This window comes from Cellulosimicrobium sp. MI9406 (assembly GCF_040595865.1).
Lineage (GTDB): Bacteria > Actinomycetota > Actinomycetes > Actinomycetales > Cellulomonadaceae > Cellulosimicrobium > Cellulosimicrobium funkei.
Window position 1 is genome coordinate 149,160 of record NZ_JALIZI010000001.1, and the last position, 19,150, is coordinate 168,309.

Consider the following 19,150-nt stretch of genomic DNA (forward strand, 5'->3'; position numbering starts at 1 on the left):
GAACCTGTCGCCCAGGCCCGGACGCATGACCGCGGTGCCGCCCATCGGCCGGGCGGCACCGCGGTCTGCTGGTCAGGAAGCGACTACGCGCAGGTGAGCGCGTCGTACGCGGCGGTCACCTCCGTCGTCGTGCCGGCGACGTCGGTGACGGCGACGAGCGCCTCGCCCGCCTCGAGCGCCCCGCCGCGCACCTTGAACGACTGGTACGCGCTCTTGCCCGCGTCCACCTGGGCGAACACCCGCTCGCCGTGCGGGGTGGTGACGGCGAGGGCGACGGTCTCGTCGCCGTCGTTCGTCGCGCGGACGGCGAGGTACGGGATGCCGCCGAGGCAGCGGGGCTGTGCCGTGACGGTGACCTGCGGGTCGACGGGCGGCGCCTCGGCCGGGAAGACGTCGAGCGCGTCGAGCTCGGTGTACCAGGTGAGCTTGGTCAGGGTGACGGTGTTCCACCCCTGCTGGAGCTCGACCTGGTGCGTGACGGACTGCCAGTTGCCCCACGTGGTGTGCGGGAAGGTGACGACCCCGGCGTCGGCGCCGTTCACCGTGACGGCGCTCGACGACGGCAGCGTGTACCCGCCGCGCTCGGAGCCGTTCGCGAACCGCACGCCGAGCGTGTACGGCCCGGCCTCGTCGGCGTGGACCTGGAGGGCGACGGAGCTGTCGAGGAAGTCGAGCCCGCCGACCTTCTGCCCGCCCGACGCCCCGGCGGCGCTCCCGACGGAGCCGCGCGTGATGACGCCGTCCTCGAACTCGTACCGCGTCGCGTCGGACGGGATGACGGGTGGGGCCGACGGGCGCGGGTCGCGCGTCGCGGGGTAGACGTCGAACGCGTCGAGCTCGGTGTAGAACGTCGCGCGCGTCAGCGTGATCGTGTTGGTCCCGGCGACGAGGTCGACGAGGTGCTCGGACGTCTGCCAGTTGCCCCACGTGGTGTGCGGGAAGACGACGGTCTCCGTCACCGCGCCGTTCACGGCCAGCGTCCCGGTGGACGGGACGCGCGTCGAGCCGTCCTGCGAGCCGTTCGCGAACCGGATGCCGAGCAGCGCCGGCCCGGCCGCGTCGGCGTGCACCTCGACCGTCACGGACGAGTCCGCGAAGTCCAGGCCGCCGACCTTCGCCCCGCCCGACGCCCCGCCGTCGGCCACGACGCGCGCGTTCGTCACGACGCCGTCCTCGGCCTGGTAGCGGTCGGACGCCTGCGGGACGGACGGGACGCCGTCGGCCGACCACTCGAGGTCCGCGACGTACATGGCGCGGTACGTGAACGCCGCGTTCCAGCCGTGGAAGACGATCGCGTCCGAGCCGTCCGGCGCGGTGACGACGTCCTGGCCGCCCGGGCCGCGCACGTCGCCCTGGAAGCGGTCGCTCGTCATGAGCTCCGTCGTCGCCTTGGTCCACGGCCCGGCCAGGCTCGGCGCCGTCGCGTACGACGTGCGGTAAGCACCGCCGTAGAAGTCGTTCGCGGAGTAGAAGAGGTAGTAGGTGCCGTCGCGCTCGACGACCGTCGGCGCCTCGACGACGCGGCCCTCGTACGCCGTGTCGACGCGGATCAGCTCGGTGGCGGGGCCGGTGAGCGTGGTGCCGTCGGGCGACAGCGGCTGGGCGAAGATGATCGCCGTCTTGCCGGTGCAGCAGTTCCCGTCAGCCTTCCACAGCAGGTAGAGCTGGTCGCCGTCGACGAACGTCCCGGCGTCGATCGCTCCCCCGAGGTCCTCGGTGCCGTCCTCGCCGTTGGGGCAGACGAACGGGTCGTCGCCGACGGGCTCGAACGGCCCCTCGGGCGAGTCGGAGAGCGAGAGGCCGATGCACTGGCGCGGCGACGTCGCGTCGCGCGCCGTGTAGTAGAGGGCGTACCCGCCCTCGACCGCGGCGACCTCGGGCGCCCAGACGCAGCGGTCGGTGGCGCCGCCCGGCGAGAAGGTGCACGCCTCGCTGACCCAGGCGCCCAGATCGGGGGCGACGTCGTTCGGGGCGCTCCACGTGACCAGGTCCGTCGAGGTGCGGTGCTGCACGTTCCGGCCTTGGTCGTTCGTCGCGTAGGCGTGGTAGACGCCGTCGACGAGCAGGATGTCCGGGTCGGGGAAGTTGGCGTCGACGACCGGGGAGATCGTCGGGGCGACCGCGGCGGAGGCTGCCGTGGGTGCGGCGGTCGCCGCTGACGGGGCGGCGGCCGCGGCGGCGGCGCCCGAGACCACCAGCCCGAGCGCGACGAGCGCACCCGTGACAGCGGTGGCACGCGTGCGCGCCCGGGACAGGGAGAGCTTCATGGGGTGTCTCCTCGACGGTGAGGGGGCAAGAACCCGGGACGGCGTCGACCTCGGGACCTCGAGTGTCCCGGGCCGATTCACACAAGTCAACAACTTCTCGCAAGAGTCAACAAGCAAGATGTCACGGCCGAGGCGCGCGCGGGCGGCGACAGCTCGGCTCTCCCCGCGCGGCGCTCAGGCCCGACGGCGGTCCGGCAGCCCCGCAGCGACGCGCAGCTCTGCGTACGCCGCGCCGAGCGTCGCGACCGTGTGGTGCGCGTTGAGACCGCTCGGGTTCGGGAGCAGCCACGCCCGCGCGGGGCCGACGCGACGCTCCAGCGGGCCGGTCGCGGCGCGACGGTCCGCGAAGGCCGTGCGGTACGCGCCGAGGCCGAGCACCGCGACCCACCGCGGCCGGTACGTCTCCGCCGTCTCGACGAGGCGGCGTCCGCCCCCGACGATCTCCTCCGGCGTCAGCTCGTCGGCGCGGGCCGTGGCCCGGCGCACGACGTTCGTCATGCCGAGCCCGGCGGCCAGGAACTCCTCACGCTCCCACGGCCCGAGCACGCGGTCGGTGAAACCCGCCTCGTGCATCGCCTTCCAGAACCGCGTTCCCGGGTTTGCGAAGGGCAGCCCGACCGCCGCCGAGTACAGCCCGGGGTTGATCCCGCAGAACAGCACGTCGAGGCCCGGCCGCAGCCAGTCCTCGATCTCACGGCCGCGCGCGGCGGCGAGGTCGTCGGCGGTCGGGCGCGCGTACGGCGGGTCGGTCGGCACCGGACCATCCTCGCCCGGACGTCAGCCCCAGGGCTGCCCGTACGCCTCGACGAGCTCGCGCACCTCGTCGTCGGTGAGGAGCCGCGCGCCGAGCCGGTCCCCGAGCAGCAGCCGGACGCGCGCCGCCTCCTCGATCTCGACCGCGCGGTCGACGGCCTCCGCGACCGTGCGCCCGGCAGCGATCGACCCGTGGTTCTGGAGCAGGGCACCGTGGAAGCGCAGCGCGCTCCCCCGCACGCGCTCGGCCTGCGCCGGGTCGCCCGGCGCGGCGTACCGCACGAGCGGCACGTTGCCCACGCGCATGACGACGTACGGCGTGACCGGCGCGAACGCCGTGTGCTCGCGCCACGGAGCGAGGCACGACGCCGCGACGGCGCTCGGCGAGTGGAGGTGCACGACGCAGCGGTACTCCGGGTCGCGCGCGTACATCGCGAGGTGCAGCGGCCACTCCTTGGTGGGCCGCGGCGTCGGGCCGTCGCCCTCGGTGATCGGGGTGCCGTCGAGCGTGGTGCGGGCCATCTGCTCGGCGGTGAGGGTCGCGAGGGACGTGCCGCTCGCGCTCATGCGCACCTCGTCGCCGACGCGCACGGACACGTTGCCCGACGTCCCGGGCGACATCCCGTTCGCGGCGAGACCGCGCCCGGCGGCGAGCAGCTCCTCGACCAGGTCGCTCATGCAAGCTCCTCCCACGCGGTGACGAAGAGGTCCTCGGTGCCGAAGTTGCCCGACTTGAGGACGAGGTTGACGTCGTCGGCCCCACGGCGGCGACCGCGCAGCCAGGACACACCCGGGCTCAGGAGCTGCCCGACCTCGAGCACGTGCACACCGAGCCCCTGGACGACGCTGCCCGACGTCTCGCCGCCCGCGACGACGAGCTGCGTCGCGCCCGCCTCCGCGAGCCGCGGCGCGAGCGCGGAGAACAGCCGCTCGACCACGGCGGGGGCGTCCGCGGTCACCGCACGGCCGCGCGCGACGTCGTCCGGCTCGCCCACGGAGTACACGAGCACCGGCCGGTCGGGCTGCTCGGCCCAGCGCTCGCGCGCCCACGCGAGGAGCCGCTCGACCTCCGCGCCCGGGTCCGCGAGCGCCGCCGCGACGTCGACCTTCTGGTGCGGCAGGTGCGGCAGGGCCGCCCGGACCTGCGCCTGGGTGGCGCGCGACGCGCTGCCCGCGAGCACCGCGCGTCGGCCCGGGACCGCAGCGATGTCGCCGAGCGTCGCGCCCGTCGGGTCGAGGCCGAGCGCGAGCCCGGAGCCACCCGTGACGAGCGGGGCGTCGGACGTCGCGCGGGCGATGACGGCGAGGTCGTCGTTGTCGATGCTGTCAACGACGACGTACCGCGCGCCGCCCGCCTCGGCCGCGACGATCGCGCCCCGCAGCGCCTGCTCGCCGGCCCGCACGACGCCGACCGGCACCTCGGCGACCGGGTGCGCGGTCTGCGCCGCGAGGAGGTTCGCGACGCGCGAGTCCCACATGGGGTTGAGCGGGTGGTCCTTCATGGGGCTGCGGTCGAGCGGGTCGTCCCCCACGAACAGGTGGCCGCGGAAGACGGTGCGGCCCGCGTCCGGGAAGCCCGGGACGACGACGGCGCTGCGCGCGCCGGTCTCCTCCAGCAGCGCGTCCGCGACGGGTCCGATGTTGCCCTCGGGCGTGGAGTCGAACGTCGAGCAGTACTTGTCGTAGACCTGCGTGACGCCGAGGGCGGCGAGCGCGCGGCAGGCCGCGCGCGCCTGCTCCACGGCTTGGGGGGCGGGCACGGAGCGGATCTTCAGCGCGACCACGACGGCGTCGTGGTCGGCGAGGTCCGCGAGGTCGTCCGGGCCCGGGACGCCCAGCACGACGGCGGTCCGCAGACCTCGCGCCCTCCAGTTGCCGGCGAGGTCGGTGGCCCCGGTGAAGTCGTCGGCGATCGCGCCGCGCATCGGTGTCTCCTCTGGTCGGTCGGGTCGTCGGTCGTTGCGGGCGTCGCGGGCGGCGCGGTCGACGCGCCGGCGCGGCTCGGGGCCGCGGTACGGCGTCACGCGTCGCCCGAGCGGATGCGCTCGGCCCACTCCACGACCTGGGGGTCGACGTGGTCGAGCACCTCGGACGAGGCCTCCGCCCACTCGGCGCGGTCGATCTCGTGCAGCTCGACGCCGCGCTCGACCAGGAAGTCGACGTTCTCCTGCCGCTCGGCGATCGACGTCTCGCGGTACCAGGAGGAGACGTCGTCGATCTCGGCGTCGACGATCGCGCGGAGGTCGTCGGGCCAGCCCTCGTAGGCGTCGGCCCAGACCTGGAAGTGGAAGTTGCCGAACACGTGCTCGGTGAGCGTGACGTGCGGCGCGACCTCGTAGAACGAGTTGAACCGCACGACGTCGATCGGGTTCTCCTGGCCCTCGACCGCGCCCTGCTCGATCGCGGGGAAGACCTCGCTGAGCGCGAGCGGCATGGGGCTCGCGCCGAGCGCGTGCCACGTGTCGAGGTAGGTCTGCTGGGTCGGGACGCGCAGCTTGAGGCCGCGCGCGTCGGCGAGCTCGGTGACGGGACGCTGCGTGTTGAGCACGCGCCCGCCGCGGTACATCTGGCCGAGCAGCAGGAACCCGGAGTCCTCCCGGATGGCCTCGATGATCTCGTCGCCGAGCGGGCCGTCCCAGACCTCGAGGAACTGGTCCTCGTCCTCGTAGAGGAACGGCACGCCCTCGATCGCGGCGAGGTCGGTGTAGCGCTCGAGCGAGCCGACGGACTCGACGACGATGTCCACCGCCCCGAACTCCAGGCCCTCCTGCATGTCCTCCCAGCTCCCGAGCTGGGAGGCGGGGTAGACCTCGATCGTCACGCGGCCGTCGGAGGCGTCGGCGACCTGCTCGGACAGCCGGTTCGCGGCGCGGTCCTGCAGGCTCCCGGCGCCGTACGAGTGGCCGAGGCGGAGCAGCAGGTCGGGCTCGGGGTCGGTCGTCGTGGCCGTGCAGCCGCCGAGAGCGAGCGCGCTCGCGACGACCAGGGCGGCGACGCGACGGTGCGGCGCGGTGGTTCTCTTCCCCACGGGAAGCTCCTTCGTGTGCGGGGCGGGCGAGGGCGCGGGACGCCCTCGCCCGCCGGGGTGCTGGTGCCGGTGGCGGGTGTCGACCGTCGCGCCGGCTAGTACATGCCGGTGAGGACGGGGACGTACGTGACGAGGAACAGCAGGGCGACCGAGACGCCGAGCCACGGGAGCATGTCGCGCAGCGCCCGTTCGGCCGAGATCCCGGCGATCCGGCTCGTGATGAGCAGGTTGATCCCGACGGGCGGCGTGATGAGCCCGATCGCGAGGTTGATGACGACGATCAGCCCGAAGTGGACCGGGTCGACGCCCGCGGCCGTGACGATCGGCAGGAGGATCGGCGTGAAGATGATGATCGCCGCGTTGCCCTCGACGACCGTGCCGATGAGCAGCAGGATCACGTTGGCGACGAAGAGGATGAGCAGCACGTTGTCCGTGAGCCCGAGCACGGCGTCGGCGACGATCTGCGGCGTGCCGCCGGTCACGAGCGCCCACGAGTAGGCCTGCGCCATCGCGATGATGAGCATGATCGCGGCGACGAGCATCGTCGTCTCGCGCATCGCCTTGACGACCCGCTGCCAGGACAGCTCGCGGTAGACGACGACCCCGAGGATCACGGCGATGAGGACCGCGACCGCGCCGCCCTCCGTCGCGGTGAAGACGCCGAGCCGGATGCCGCCCAGCACGACGACCGGGATGAGCAGGGCCGGGAGCGCCTTGGCGGCGGTGCGCACGAGCTCGCGCGCACCCACGCCGCGCTCGGCCGGGTAGCCCTTCTTGCGGGCCACGAGCCAGCCCGTGACCAGGTACACGAGGCCGAACCCGAGGCCGATGTAGAGGCCGTGGAAGAACAGCGCGCTGATCGAGACCTCGGCCGCGACGCCGTAGATGATCATCGTGATGCTCGGCGGGAGCACGAGCGCGACGATCGACGCCGTCGCGGTGACCGACGCCGCGTCGCCGGGCGCGTAGCCGCGGCGCAGCATCTGCGGGATGAGGAGGCGGCCGACCGACGACGCGTCCGCGACCGCCGAGCCGGACATGCCGCCGAACGTGATGTTGGTGAGGACGTTGACGGCCGAGAGCCCGCCGCGGATGCGGCCGACGATCGCGTAGGCGAAGTCGATGAGTCGCTGGGTCACACCGCCCGCGTTCATGAGCGACCCGGCGAGCACGAAGAGCGGGATCGCGAGGAGCGGGAAGGAGCGCATCCCGGCGACGAACCGCTGGGCGCCGACCTCGGGCGGCACGCCCTCGGCGGCGAGGCTCGCGAACGAGGCGAGGCCGACGGCGACGCCCACCGGGGCGCCGATGACGAGGATGAGGAGGAGGAGCCCTCCGAGGATGAGGGGCATGGGTCAGACGTCCTTGTCCTGGGAGGTGGGCGCGACGAGCTGCTCCGCCTCGGCGATGTTCGCCTCCACGGCGTCGTCGGGGGTGTCGAAGTCGCCGCGCAGCGCCTCGACGAGCTTCTCGACCGCGTAGACGCAGGAGAAGCCCATGCCGATCGGCACGACGACGTACATGGCGAGCAGCGTGATGTCCGTGCCCGTCGCGATGGTCAGGCCGGTCATGAGCTGGCGCGCGCCCGTCGGGAGCATCATCGCGGCGTAGACGGCGACGAGGCCGAACAGGCCCGCGGAGAGCGCGTAGCCGAGCGCGACGAACGCGCGGCGCACCTTCCCGCGCAGGCGGTCGAGGAGCAGCGTCACCGCGATGTGCTCGCTGCGGCGCACCGCGACGGGGATCGCCGTCATGACGCACCAGACGAACGCGAGCGTCGCGAACTCCTCGGACCACACGGTCGGGCTGTTGAGCACGTACCGCATGAAGACCTGGAGCACGAGGACGGCGCTCACGAGCGTGATCGCGACGCCCGAGACCACGAACAGCGCGCGCTCGGCGCCGGACAGGACGCCGCGGACGGCGCGGGCCGCGCTCACGGGACCATCACCAGCTTGACGATGTCGCCCGGCCCCTCGGCGGCCATGGTCGTCGTGATCGCAGCGCCCTCCTCCAGGGAGGTCGTGCGGGACACGAGCACGTCGGCGAGCCGGGGGTGGCGCGCGAGGACGTCGAGCGCGGTGCGGAAGTCGTCCTTCGTGTACATGGCCGTGCCGAGCAGAGCGATCTCGCGCACCTGGAGCTGCCCGACCGGGACCGGCACGGGCTGGTTGAACACCGCGACCTGGACGATCCCGCCACCGGGCGCGACGGCCTCGAACGCGCGCTCGACGAGCGCGGGCACGCCCGCGGCGACGAAGACGGCGTCGTACGAGCCGGGCTCGAGCGCGGCGTCGGGCAGGTGGACGCCCGTCGCACCGACCGCGCGCAGGACCTCGTGGACGTGCTCGCGCGGCTCGACGACGTCGACCACGGTGCTGCCGCCGTCGGCGAGCACACGCGTGACGAGCGCGCCGATCGTGCCGCCGCCGAGGACGAGCGCGCGCTCGCGGCGCCGCTCCCCCAGCTGCGCGACGGCGTGGGCCGCGACCGCGACGGGCTCGGCGAGAGCGAGGTGCTCGTCCGCGACGTCGTCGGGCGCGGGGACGAGCGTGTAGGCGGGCACGACGACGTGCTCGGCGAACGAGCCGTCCCACTCGGCGATGCCGAGCATCTGCTTGCTCGCGCACAGGTGGTAGCCGCCCGTCGCGCACAGGTCGCACGTGCCGCACGGGCGCTGCGGGTCGACGACGACGCGGTCGCCGACGACCACGTCGGCGACGTCCGGGCCGACCTCGACGACGCGGCCACCGGCCTCGTGGCCGGAGATCAGCGGCGGGACGCGGAACGGGTGGGTGCCGCGGAGGGCGGCCAGGTCGGAGCCGCACACCCCCGTGGAGGTGACGGCGAGGAGGACCTCGCCGGGGCCGGGGACCGGGCGCGGGATGTCGACCACGTGGGCGGTCCCGGACGTCTCGAATCTGATGGCGCGCATCGTGGAACAGCTCTTTCCCCGCGACTGGGAAGCCGCGTTGCTCTGCGTGCGGGTGAGGGGAGACCTGCCTGTACGGGTGCCCGACGTCGGACGCTCGGCTCGGCAGGTTGAGTGACTGTATCCTGTCATACCAGTTGAGCCAACCCCGTCTCACGACCGTGAGCGCCGACCGCGTCCGGGCAGGTCGCGGCCCCCGTGAGGCAGAATGGCGCGGTCGTCACCCCGAGGAGGAACGGTGCCCGAGCCCGATGCGACGCTGCCGACGAGCGGCATCGTGCGACAGCGCCGGCTGTCCGACCAGGTCGCCGACGCGATCCGCGACGACATCCTCGCGCGCGAGCTCCAGCCCGGCGACCGGCTGCCCTCCGAGCGCGAGCTCTGCGAGTCCTACGGCGTCTCCCGCACCGTCGTGCGCGAGGCCGTGCGCGCCCTCACCGCCAAGGGGATCGTCACCGCCACGCCCGGCTCCGGCCTGAACGTCGGGCGCACCAGCATCGACGACGTCGGCCAGATGCTCCAGATGTTCCTCCACCACGGCCCCAACGTGCCCTACCTCCAGCTCCACGAGGTCCGCGCGACGCTCGAGGTCGCCGTCGCCGGCATCGCCGCCGAACGCATCGACGACGCCGCGCTCACCGGCCTCGCTGACCTCGTCGACCAGCTCCCCGGGCACGCCGACGACATCGTCGCCGCGTCCAAGAACGACTACGCCTTCCACCGCGGGCTCGCCGTCGCGACCGGCAACGACTTCTTCGTCATGCTCTACGACGTGCTCGGCGAAGGGCTCATGGAGACGCGCATCGCCACGTTCTCCTACGACCCCCGCCGCATCGACGTCGTCACGCGCGCGCACCGTGCGATCGTCGACAACCTCGACGCGCACCGCGCCGACGGCGCCCGCGCCGCGATGCTCGACCACCTCACCGAGGTCCGCGAGACCTGGGTGCGCCACCAGGACGGCGCGCCGGCCTGACGGTGGTCGCGCCGCGCACCAGACGCGGCGGGCGGTGGTCGCGAGGGGCGGCGGTCGCGAGGGGCGGCGGTCGCGACGGGCGGCGCGGCCGTTGCGACCGGCGCCGAGGACGGCGGTCACGGCGGACGAGCCGTGGGCGCGCGCCGCTAGGGTCGGGGCGTGATCAAGGTGCTCGTGGTCGACGACGACCCGATGGTGCGACGGCTGCTGCGGACCATCCTGCGGCCCGACGACATCGAGGTCGTCGCCGAGGCCGCCGACGGCGACGAGGTCGTGCCGGCCGTGCAGGCGCACCACCCCGACGTCGTGCTCATGGACCTGCGGATGCCACGGGTCGACGGCGTGGCAGCCACGCGTTCCTTGCGGACGCTCGCGGACCCTCCCGGGGTCATCGCCATGACGTCGTTCGACACCGAGGCCGTCATCCTCGACGCCGTGTACGCCGGCGCGTCAGGCTTCCTCGCCAAGGACGCATCCCCGGAGGAGATCGTGGCCGCCGTGCGGGCCGTCGCTGCCGGCGACGGCGCGCTCTCGCCGCGCGCCGCGCGGACCGTGATGACTCAGGTGAGCTCCGCGCCAGGAGCGGCCGGACGGCGCGAGGCCGCGGACAAGATGGCCACGCTCACCGAGCGCGAGCTCGAAGTCGCGCGGCTCGTCTCGGAAGGCCTGTCCAACGCCCAGATCGCGCAGCGCCTGTTTCTCGGCGAAGCGACCGTCAAGACGCACCTCGCCGCCGCGTCGTCGAAGCTCGGGGTCACGAACCGCGTGCAGCTCGCGGTGATCGTGACGCAGTCGTCACCCGGTAGTGCGTGACTGCGACCCCACCCTCGACGTGACCGCGCAGCTCGACCACGACGCCTGTCAAGTGACAACGCTTCCGTTGTCTTCCTGCCAGCGCACCAGAACTCAGCGCGTCACGCATGAGGCGAGCTCACCACGACGCCGTGAGTTCAACCGAGGGCGTCCAGCATCTTGGCGAACGCTTGCTCCGTCACGATAGGGACGCCGTAGTCGACCGCCTTGCGAGCCTTGCCCGAGAGCGAGTCAGGATCCGCCGCCACGAGCAGACGGACCTTCTTCGTCACGTTCCCGTTCGGGACGATCCCGACGGCGCGCGCTCGGGCCTCCCATTCCGAGCGTGGGATGGTCATCTCCCCGGTGAGAACGACGAGGTCGCCAGGTTCGAGCCGGAACGCACCAGTGCCGGGCCGCGGATTCTCCATAGAGCTCTCGATGCCACGGCCTGGCAGGCGCCCAGTCTCGTCGCTCGAGCCTGATTCGATGCGAGGTCGTGCTGCGTCCAGCAGTGTGTCGAGCTCTGCGACCGCGATGTCGAGCAGTCCGGCGACGGCGGCAAGGTCAGCGCGCTCGTCGTCCGTCACGACGCCGTCGGCCCAGGCCGCGATGGTCAGCTCGGAGAGATAGGAACGATGGAGCTCGTATGCAGTGCCTGCGTCGATACCCAATTCCGCCGCGGTGTCAGCAAGAGCATCGTGCTCGCGGGCAGACAGGTACCGATCGAGGAGTGCGCGGTCAAGGAGCGCCAGGTACTGCTCTCGCTCCCACGACTCAAGTGAGCGGGGCAGGCTCGAAGAGAGACGCTCGAGGAAGGGCACATCACGACCGGCCGCTACACCACGCACGACGGGCGCAACGTCGAGCACCGGGATCGAGGGCCACCGGGCGGTCTCGGCTAGCTCGTGCGCCAAGTCCCACCATGGCAGCGCCGGAGCACGTTCGCCGTCCAGTCTGTCGCGCGCCGCGATAAGAAGGTCAAGCACACCGGCGGCCGCGCGGGCGTCGGCAAGCGCCTCGTGCGCTCCGGCATGCTCAATGCCGAGGTGCGCGCAGCAGCCCGCGAGCGAGCGCGGCGCACCCGGCAGCAGCGCCGCCGCCGTACGCATCGTGCACAGCGTCGTCGGCCACACGAGGGGGACGTCGTGGCCGCAGCTCTGGAAGGAGTGCTGGAGGAATCCCAGGTCGAACGCCGCATTGTGCGCGACGAGGACACGTCCTTCGAGCAGGCCAGCGAGCGTACCCGCGACGTCGGCGAACCGAGGCGCGTGGCGAACGTCCGCCGCGGTGATGCCGTGGACCACCTGCGGCCCCAAATCACGCTCCGGGTTGACCAGCGTCGACCACGTGCGCTCGACGCGCCCTGCTGCGTCGACGTGCACGACCGCGACCTCGACGATCCGATCGTGCCGCGACGGTCGTAGGCCCGTAGTCTCCACGTCGACGACGGCGTATCCAGCCATGGATGTCTCGTTCCTTTCGCAGTGAGCTGCCACGAGATGCGGTCGTGCCCGAGCCGCTATGGCACAGTGACGAAACCAGCGTGAGTCGCGAGGCGACCTTCGTTCACTGCTGCGGTCAACGTGCCTTCGAGTCGCTCGCGCACCTTCGCACCCAGGCGCAGGATGCCGAACACCCGCGCGGTCTCGCGCAGGGCGTCGTCCGTCGTCATCCCGTGCGCACCGCGCACCGCTTCGACCATCGCGTTGCGAAGCTCGTGGTACGGGATGTCTGCGATCTCACGCTTCTCGCCCGGGCCCGGCACCCGATAGGTGTCGTACGACGTTGGGTCAGATCCCGGCCACGCGATCACGTCGCCGTTGGGAGCTCTCTTCGCGAGGCCACGCGGCAGGCGCTGAAGAATCTGTTCACGACGTCCCTCGCGCACGCGGGCCAGATCGAACCGCGCCGCCACGACACGGGCTAGCCGCTCGACGAGCACGGGGCCCTCGATTCGCACCACCTCGACGAGCTCGTCGCGCAGCTTGGCACGAGAGGCGCCGGACGCATCGTCGAGCATCCACGCCCCGTGCCGCACAGTCGTCGCCGCCGGCGTGAACACGGGTCGTGACAGCGCGGCCGTCGACGGAGCCGGTGCCACGACGGCGGCACCGCGCACGGGCACGGCGTCCCCCCTGGAGCGCAGGTCTTCGATCGGAGCCTCCGGGCGTTCGAGCTCGAGCCCGACCACGCGCTCGCTCAAGATGCTCGATCGAAGGGACGGGGGAGGCCCCGCTGCCACCGCGTGCGCGGGAGCATCCGGGTGCTGCTCGCTGGCGTTCTCTGCGGCACCGACGATCGACGCGACCACCGGTCCGGGGTCGCGCACCCAGGTGGGTAGCCAGACCCTCTCGACGCGCGACCATCCCATGCGACCCGTGAGGACGGAAGTCGGAAGACCTTCGCGGTCACCCACGCTCGTGCGCTCCGCCCAGACCGGACCGTCCAGCATGACCGCGATCCAAGCGCGGTCCGCCGCGGCACGCACCGCGAGATCGACGGTGAAGTCAGAAAGGCCGACACCCGTGCGCACCTCGAGCCCAGCCACCCGCAGTGCGCTCCCCACGTCCTCGAGATGACGATCACGGGCATCGGCACGTCGGAGCCCAGCGGACTCCACGCCGTTGCGAGCAGCGAGCAGGTAGTCCTTGAGATCGGCAAGACCCTTTGCCGTCGAGTTGGTCAGGTCGAGTTCGTGAGGCTCGAACGAGCAGAACACGACGACCTTCTCCTTGGCGCGTGTCACCGCGACGTTGAGGCGACGCTCGCCACCGGCTCTGCTCAGCGGTCCCCAGTTCAGCGGGACCTTGCCGCGGGCATCCTTCGCAAAGGCGAGCGTGAAGAGGATGATGTCGCGCTCGTCACCCTGCACATTCTCGAGATTCTTGACGAAGAGCTTCTCCTCCTCGCGAGTCAGGGCGATCTCGACGAGGGAGTCGCGCTGTCTGACCTCCTCGAGGAGGTTGAGGATCAGCTCGCGTTGTTGGGTGTTGAAGGTGACGACCCCGATGCTCCGTCCGGCGTCCTCGACGAGGAGACGCTGCACTTCGGCAACGACGGCGGCGGCCTCGGCCCGGTTGACGCGTGCGGCGCCACGGCCGCCGCCCTCCCAGTCACCAGCGACGCGGTGGAGCTCGAGAGCTGGCGGACGGCCCGCCGTCACCGGCGGCGTGGGAAAGCTCGAGAGCCGACCCTCGTAATAGTGGCTGTTGGAGAACGCGATGAGCGTCTCGTCCTTGGAGCGGTAGTGCCAGCTCAGCAGCAGTCGCGGCAGCCGTGACTCCACACCTTCAGAGAGAATCGACTCCAGGTCAGCGGGAACCGGAAGCGCGTCGTCGACCGGACCGTCGTCGTCTTCCATGGCGCCCGCCGGACCGAACATCGAGGTCGGGGGCATCTGCTTCGAGTCTCCGACGATGACGACCGATCGACCGCGGCCCATCGCACCGATCGCCTCGGGTACACGAATCTGGGACGCCTCGTCGAACACGACGACGTCGAAGTCGACCGCATCGGCCGGCAGGAACCGCGCGACCGATGTCGGGCTCATGAGGAAGCACGGCGTCACCTGCGTGACGAGGGACCCGAAGCGGTGCAGCAGCTGGCGCACGGAGAGGCCACCGCGCCTGCGTCCGAGTTGTTGACGCAGCTCGGCGACCATGCCCGTGCGCGCCGTCGGGTCGAAGGTGCGGGCACGGACGATCCGTGCGGAGAGCTCCGCGGTCATGCGCTGGCGGACGTCGTCTCCCGTGCGGACGAACCGCTCGACCAGACGCTCCCGTTCAGCGTGGTCGAACCCAGACAGGCCGGTCGAGTCGAGTCGCTCGTCGAGTACCGCACGTGCGACACCCAGCCGGACCTGGTTCTCGACGTCGGCCCCTCGGAGTGCGCCCGACCGGACCGACTCTGCGATGGCTCCGAGGCCTAGGTCGTCGAGGCGCGCGAGCGCCGAGCTCACGCGGAACCACCGCTGGAGCCGGATGAACGCTCCACCCGCAGCGTCCGCCGTCCAGCTCGGGACATCGTCGGCCATCGCACGACCGCGCGAACGCCCTCCGAGCCAGCGGACGACGTCAGCGTCCGCGCTGCCCAGTACGCGCGTGAACCCGGCCCACGCAGCACCGAGGCGTCGGACCTGCTCCCCGGGCAAGAGCGCGTCCTGCTGGGTGGTGCGGAGCAGCTCGTCAGTCACCTGATCGATGGTCTGGCGTGCGGCCTCCGCATTCGACCGCCCGGCACCTAGCCTCGCGCGCAGGTCGGCGGCCACCTCGAGGCCGTAGACGGCTCGATCGAGTACTACTGCCTGCGCGTCGTCCAGGGGATTCCACCCGTAGGGCACGCTGACGCCGGGAAGCGTCGAGACGTGCTTCGCGAGGCCACGAGTCGCGTCACGCACGCCCACGAGGTCCCGCAGCACCGGTGTCAGCTGCTTGAGCGGGAAAGACGCCGGACTTCGCATGACGTTCTGCAGCTCTGCGAGGATCGCGAGCCGCCGCTTCTTCTTGCCGAAGAGCTTCCCGTCGGCCTCGGTCGCACGTGCCACATACCCGTCAAGATCGACGTCGATCACCGCGGGCAGGAAGACCCCGAGGCGGGGGGCGTACGTCGCACGGAGGTGTCCGACGGCGTCGCGCGCCTGGTGTGCCTGTGTCCGCCAGGCAGGGGTGACGATCCGCGAAGCCTCCGCCGTACCGCGACCCATGGCGCCTCTGGCCGCGTCGAGCCAGGTGGCGACGGCATCAGCCTCAGTCGGTGACTGCACGAACGCGGTTGCGGCCCGGAGGACGGGCCCCACGACACCCGCATCTGCGGTGACGAGCTCCTGGAGCGCGTGCGCGATCGATCCACGGTCGAGGCTCGACGGGTCGAGCGCTCCCGCAAGGCGCCACGGTGCGTCGTCTGGTCGCACCCCGAGATCCAGCAGTGCGTTGCCCAGGTCACGGGCAACGTCATAGACCTGCGTGAGCGGCGACTGACCCATGACAACCTCGCGCGGCACCTCGACCGTCGGTACATCGCTCCCACCGACGGCCTCCTCGAGCTCGAGGAGAACCTGGCGCGCGTCCCAGGCGGACAGGTCGGCTGGCCCGGCCTCGTGCACCTGCTCCGGATAGCGTGCGAGCGACTCGACGAGCGTCCGGTAGCTCGAACGCAGCGCCTCCCATGTCGACGAGGACCCTGCCTGAACCTCGAACGCGTCGCTGATCTGCTGCCGGACGGCGGTGACCGTCTGGTTCTTCCCGTGCAGATCGAGACTCAGCGATCCGAGCCCGACACTGTCGAGACGCTTCTTCACGACGTCGAGCGCCGCCTGCTTCTCGGCGACGAACAGGACCTTCTTGCCCTCGGCGAGGCAGTGCGCGACAAGGTTGGTGATGGTCTGCGACTTCCCCGTCCCGGGAGGCCCTTCCAAGATGAACGACTTGCCGGCGGCTGCCCAACGGACGGCCTCGATCTGCGACCCGTCGGCAGGGATCGGCAGGTACGTTGTCGCCTCCGCTGCGGACTCTGGCGCGGGAGGTTCGATGTCGTCCACGTAGGGACGTCCCGGCGTCTCGATCAGGTGCTTGACCGCGGGACGTTCCATGAACCGCGGCCAGCTGTCCCGAAGGTCGCGCCACATCTCGAGCGTCGAGAACTGCAGCAGGGCGAGGCGCGAGGTCTCCTCGACCCGGAACGTCATCGCCTTGGCACGGAGCAACGTCGTTCGTACCGCTGCGAGCGCACCCGCGACGTCGATCCCGGACTCGTCCTCGCCGGGTTCGGTGAGCTCGGGGATCTCCAGGCCCCAGGCGACGCGCAGCTTCTCGACGAGGCAGAAGTTCGGCTCGAGCGTGCGCGTGTCGTCGAGCTCGAGGGTGAACGCCGTGCCACCGCGCCCACCCGTCAGCCGAACCGGCATCAGGAAGAGGGGAGCCCTACCCTCCTTGCTACCCGTGGGCTCCTTCCACTCGAGAGTGCCAAGGGTGAGATAGAGGCTGTCGGTCCCGGTCTCTTCGAGGCTGGCCCTCGCCTTGCGTTGCAAGCCGCGCAGCTGGGTCGTGTACTGCCGCTCGCCGACTGCGACGAAGAGCGCGTTCTCCTCGTCCATGATCCGTCGCAGTGCCTCAGGGTCCACGTCCGCGGCCGTCCGGGCCCCCTGAGCGCGGTGGATCTGCGCCAGCTCGTCGTGCGGGGCAAGGACGATGCGGTGGTTCGCCGAGACCTTGTCCTCCAACCGTGCGAGTCCCCCGGCGGGAACGTGCACCGGAAGGCTGGACGAGTCCTTCATCTTGAGGAGGGGGTTGACATACGTCATGTCGAGCAGCGCACGCTGCCATCGCTCGACCCGCGCGGGGATCGCCGGGGCGCCCGCGGCACCGGGAACCACCTGCGGGGTCGGCGTCCGACGCAGCGGCGCGGCCACCGCCTCACGAACGACCTCGACGACCCGCACGCCGCCTTCCGTGCGGATCGACGGCAGCGGCTTGACGCGGCGGTGCGCCGCGTGGACGTCGAGAAGGCTCTCGACCTTCGCAAGATCCTCGCGCCACCAGTGGCGCACGGCCCCGCGTGCGTCGTCGAAAGAGACGGGCTCGTCACGGGCACACAGAAGGGTGGTCTCGACGGCGTCGAACAAGTCGGAGTCCGCAACCGTGACAATCCCGCTGGGCTCGCTTACCGTGACCGACGGAAGCTCGCTGTCGTCGGTGAGGTAGCCGGCGAAGGCGTGCCCGTCGACGAGGGCGAGCACGGGGTGCACGCCCGCCTGCTCGAGCGCAGCTGCGAACGTGCAGGCAAGGTCGAGGCAGGTACCCCGCCGCTCCTCGAGCACCTGGGCGTGCGTGCGGATGCGCTGGCCGGTTCCTTCGAACGACGACGGCGCCTCCACGTAGGTGATCCGCCGCGCTCCCATTGCGTCGTAGATCGCCTCCGCGATCTGGTGCACCCGCTCTGAGCCTGACTGGTAGCCCTCGAGCGACGGTGACCCCGTGCGTTCCAAGAGCAGCGCGCTCGCCTCCGTGAGCAGGGTGACGACAGCAGGGTCGTTGGGACGGACAAAAGCCGCGAGGCTCTCGGGGATACCGACGGCCCACCACTCCTCGGCGGTGAGCAGCCGCACATCAGCGGAGTCGCGGACCCGGGTCGCCGGGTGCGAGGGGATACTCGCAGCAGACTCGCCGACCGAGACCGTGAGATGGATGCCCGTGAGGACCGCCTCGTCGAGGGTCACGAACGGAGCCGGGCTCAGCCGCCAGGCGCGCTGGTGTGCGGGGATCTCGATCTCTGCGCCAGACTCGACCGTGCCCACCTCGATCGTCAGGGGCGCGGCCACGGGTGTTGCGACGAGCGACGGCGGGGTGTCGAGCTCGAAAGCAAGGACGACGTCGTCCACGGGGCCGCCACCGCGGTTCACCACGAGGACTCCGGCGATCGCCGAAACCCGGTTGTGGACAAGTGCGTAGTTGATCGCCTCGCGGAAGTAGACGACGACGTCCAGCTCGTCCACTCGGGCCGAAAGCCGCCCCATGCCGTTGGGCACGTCTCCGCTGAGGGGAACCTGGACGGCGCGCCCCGGCGTAGTCGCGGAGTCAACAGCCTCGGCCTCGGTGACTACGGTGGGGCCTTCCACAGGGCTGAGGGTCGCTGAATGGGCACCGGCGTCCTCGCGAACTGCCGAGGCTGCCTCCCCTGGACGATCGCCGAGAGCCTGCAGCGCCGTGAGCTGCTCCACCACCGCGCCTAGCTCCAGCGACTCCGCAAGAAGCATCATGGTGTCAAGAGCGCGGTCCGCCTGCAGCCGCGAGACGCTCGTCGAGTGCGCCGCCCTGTTGGACGCCTGGACGAGTTCGTCGATCCACGCGCGCTGAGACGCATCGATGTCGGTGAAGACACCGCGCTCGAAACGCAAGACTCGTAGCAGCAGACGCGGGTCGGCAGCGTCAGCCCGATGCGGTCGGCCGAGGCGGACGGTCTCCTTCGCCTCGTAGAGAGGCACCCACGGCTTGCCGTGCGCGGCACGCGTCATCCGCTCGTCGACGAGCGGTCGGAGCGCACGGCCCAGTTCGTCGAGCCCCCTGACCTGCCGTTCTTTGTCAGTCAGCGCGCTCGCGAGCGTCTCGACCCGATCCATCCTGCGTTCTCCCTCGTGCCGACGAGCACCGATGCGGCCACTTCACCCCTGGGCGCCCGGGCGAAGCATCCCAGACAGCACCATCGAGGCGATACCCGCCTTCGGGTGAAACTGCCACGCACGCTAGCGATACGACCCCAGCTCTACGGTGATCGACTGGGTGAGCGTCACTGTGATGGAGACAGCGAGCGCGCTGCTGGCGATACGCGAAGGGCGATGCTCTACAACGTTTCGAACGCGCTGCTCGAGCTCACGCTCCAATGCCGCGGTCGCCCAGAGCAACTCG

The 19,150-nt window shown here is 71.5% G+C and carries 12 protein-coding genes; 2 read left to right on the forward strand and 10 right to left on the reverse strand.

Annotation, left to right across the window (positions count from 1 at the left end; all coding sequences use genetic code 11):
* Positions 1-83 precede the first annotated feature (83 nt).
* The 8 genes from MT994_RS00700 to MT994_RS00735 form a co-directional block, all read right to left on the reverse strand.
* Positions 84-2,267, reverse strand: a complete 2,184-nt coding sequence (locus tag MT994_RS00700) for a family 43 glycosylhydrolase (RefSeq protein ID WP_354804652.1) — start codon at positions 2,265-2,267, stop codon at positions 84-86.
* A 174-nt stretch (positions 2,268-2,441) separates the two neighbouring features.
* Complete coding sequence (gene mug, locus MT994_RS00705) at positions 2,442-3,023, reverse strand: G/U mismatch-specific DNA glycosylase (RefSeq protein ID WP_354804653.1); 582 nt, start codon at positions 3,021-3,023, stop codon at positions 2,442-2,444.
* A gap of 21 nt (positions 3,024-3,044) precedes the next feature.
* Positions 3,045-3,698, reverse strand: a complete 654-nt coding sequence (locus tag MT994_RS00710; protein ID WP_354804655.1) for a class II aldolase/adducin family protein — start codon at positions 3,696-3,698, stop codon at positions 3,045-3,047.
* On the reverse strand, positions 3,695-4,945 hold the full coding sequence (gene otnK / locus MT994_RS00715) for a 3-oxo-tetronate kinase (protein ID WP_354804656.1): 1,251 nt from the start codon (positions 4,943-4,945) through the stop codon (positions 3,695-3,697). Before otnK ends, MT994_RS00710 begins: the two co-directional genes overlap by 4 nt.
* A 95-nt stretch (positions 4,946-5,040) precedes the next feature.
* On the reverse strand, positions 5,041-6,048 hold the full coding sequence (locus MT994_RS00720) for a TRAP transporter substrate-binding protein (protein ID WP_021482372.1): 1,008 nt from the start codon (positions 6,046-6,048) through the stop codon (positions 5,041-5,043).
* A 95-nt stretch (positions 6,049-6,143) separates the two neighbouring features.
* Entirely contained in the window at positions 6,144-7,400 is a 1,257-nt protein-coding gene (locus tag MT994_RS00725; RefSeq protein WP_021482371.1) for a TRAP transporter large permease, read from the reverse strand.
* Between the two features lie 3 nt (positions 7,401-7,403).
* The gene (locus MT994_RS00730) at positions 7,404-7,988 is read right to left on the reverse strand and encodes a TRAP transporter small permease (RefSeq protein WP_074803496.1); all 585 of its coding nucleotides are present in this window, start codon (positions 7,986-7,988) and stop codon (positions 7,404-7,406) included.
* On the reverse strand, positions 7,985-8,983 hold the full coding sequence (locus MT994_RS00735; protein WP_354804659.1) for an alcohol dehydrogenase catalytic domain-containing protein: 999 nt from the start codon (positions 8,981-8,983) through the stop codon (positions 7,985-7,987). Before MT994_RS00735 ends, MT994_RS00730 begins: the two co-directional genes overlap by 4 nt.
* Before the next feature lie 235 nt (positions 8,984-9,218).
* On the opposite strand from MT994_RS00735, the gene MT994_RS00740 reads away from it, so the two are divergent.
* Both MT994_RS00740 and MT994_RS00745 read left to right on the forward strand, forming a co-directional pair.
* Entirely contained in the window at positions 9,219-9,956 is a 738-nt protein-coding gene (locus tag MT994_RS00740) for a FadR/GntR family transcriptional regulator (RefSeq protein ID WP_354804660.1), read from the forward strand.
* A gap of 159 nt (positions 9,957-10,115) precedes the next feature.
* Entirely contained in the window at positions 10,116-10,769 is a 654-nt protein-coding gene (locus tag MT994_RS00745; RefSeq protein ID WP_074803501.1) for a response regulator transcription factor, read from the forward strand.
* A gap of 137 nt (positions 10,770-10,906) precedes the next feature.
* On the opposite strand, the gene MT994_RS00750 is transcribed toward MT994_RS00745, so the two are convergent.
* Positions 10,907-12,214 carry an exonuclease domain-containing protein gene (locus MT994_RS00750; protein WP_074803503.1) on the reverse strand — a complete coding sequence of 436 codons (1,308 nt, stop codon included), beginning with the start codon at positions 12,212-12,214 and terminating at the stop codon, positions 10,907-10,909.
* Between the two features lie 56 nt (positions 12,215-12,270).
* Positions 12,271-18,864 (reverse strand): DUF4011 domain-containing protein, encoded by a 6,594-nt coding sequence (locus MT994_RS00755; protein ID WP_354804661.1) that lies wholly within the window; start codon positions 18,862-18,864, stop codon positions 12,271-12,273.
* Between the last annotated feature and the right edge of the window lie 286 nt (positions 18,865-19,150).

Bases quoted from the DNA above. Each gene is read 5' to 3' on its own strand.
- MT994_RS00750 (WP_074803503.1), bottom strand. From the start codon at position 12,214: ATGGCTGGATACGCCGTCGTCGACGTGGAGACTACGGGCCTACGACCG.
- MT994_RS00755 (WP_354804661.1), bottom strand. From the start codon at position 18,864: ATGGATCGGGTCGAGACGCTCGCGAGCGCGCTGACTGACAAAGAACGG.
- MT994_RS00735 (WP_354804659.1), bottom strand. From the start codon at position 8,983: ATGCGCGCCATCAGATTCGAGACGTCCGGGACCGCCCACGTGGTCGAC.
- MT994_RS00725 (WP_021482371.1), bottom strand. From the start codon at position 7,400: ATGCCCCTCATCCTCGGAGGGCTCCTCCTCCTCATCCTCGTCATCGGC.
- MT994_RS00710 (WP_354804655.1), bottom strand. From the start codon at position 3,698: ATGAGCGACCTGGTCGAGGAGCTGCTCGCCGCCGGGCGCGGTCTCGCC.
- MT994_RS00700 (WP_354804652.1), bottom strand. From the start codon at position 2,267: ATGAAGCTCTCCCTGTCCCGGGCGCGCACGCGTGCCACCGCTGTCACG.
- otnK (WP_354804656.1), bottom strand. From the start codon at position 4,945: ATGCGCGGCGCGATCGCCGACGACTTCACCGGGGCCACCGACCTCGCC.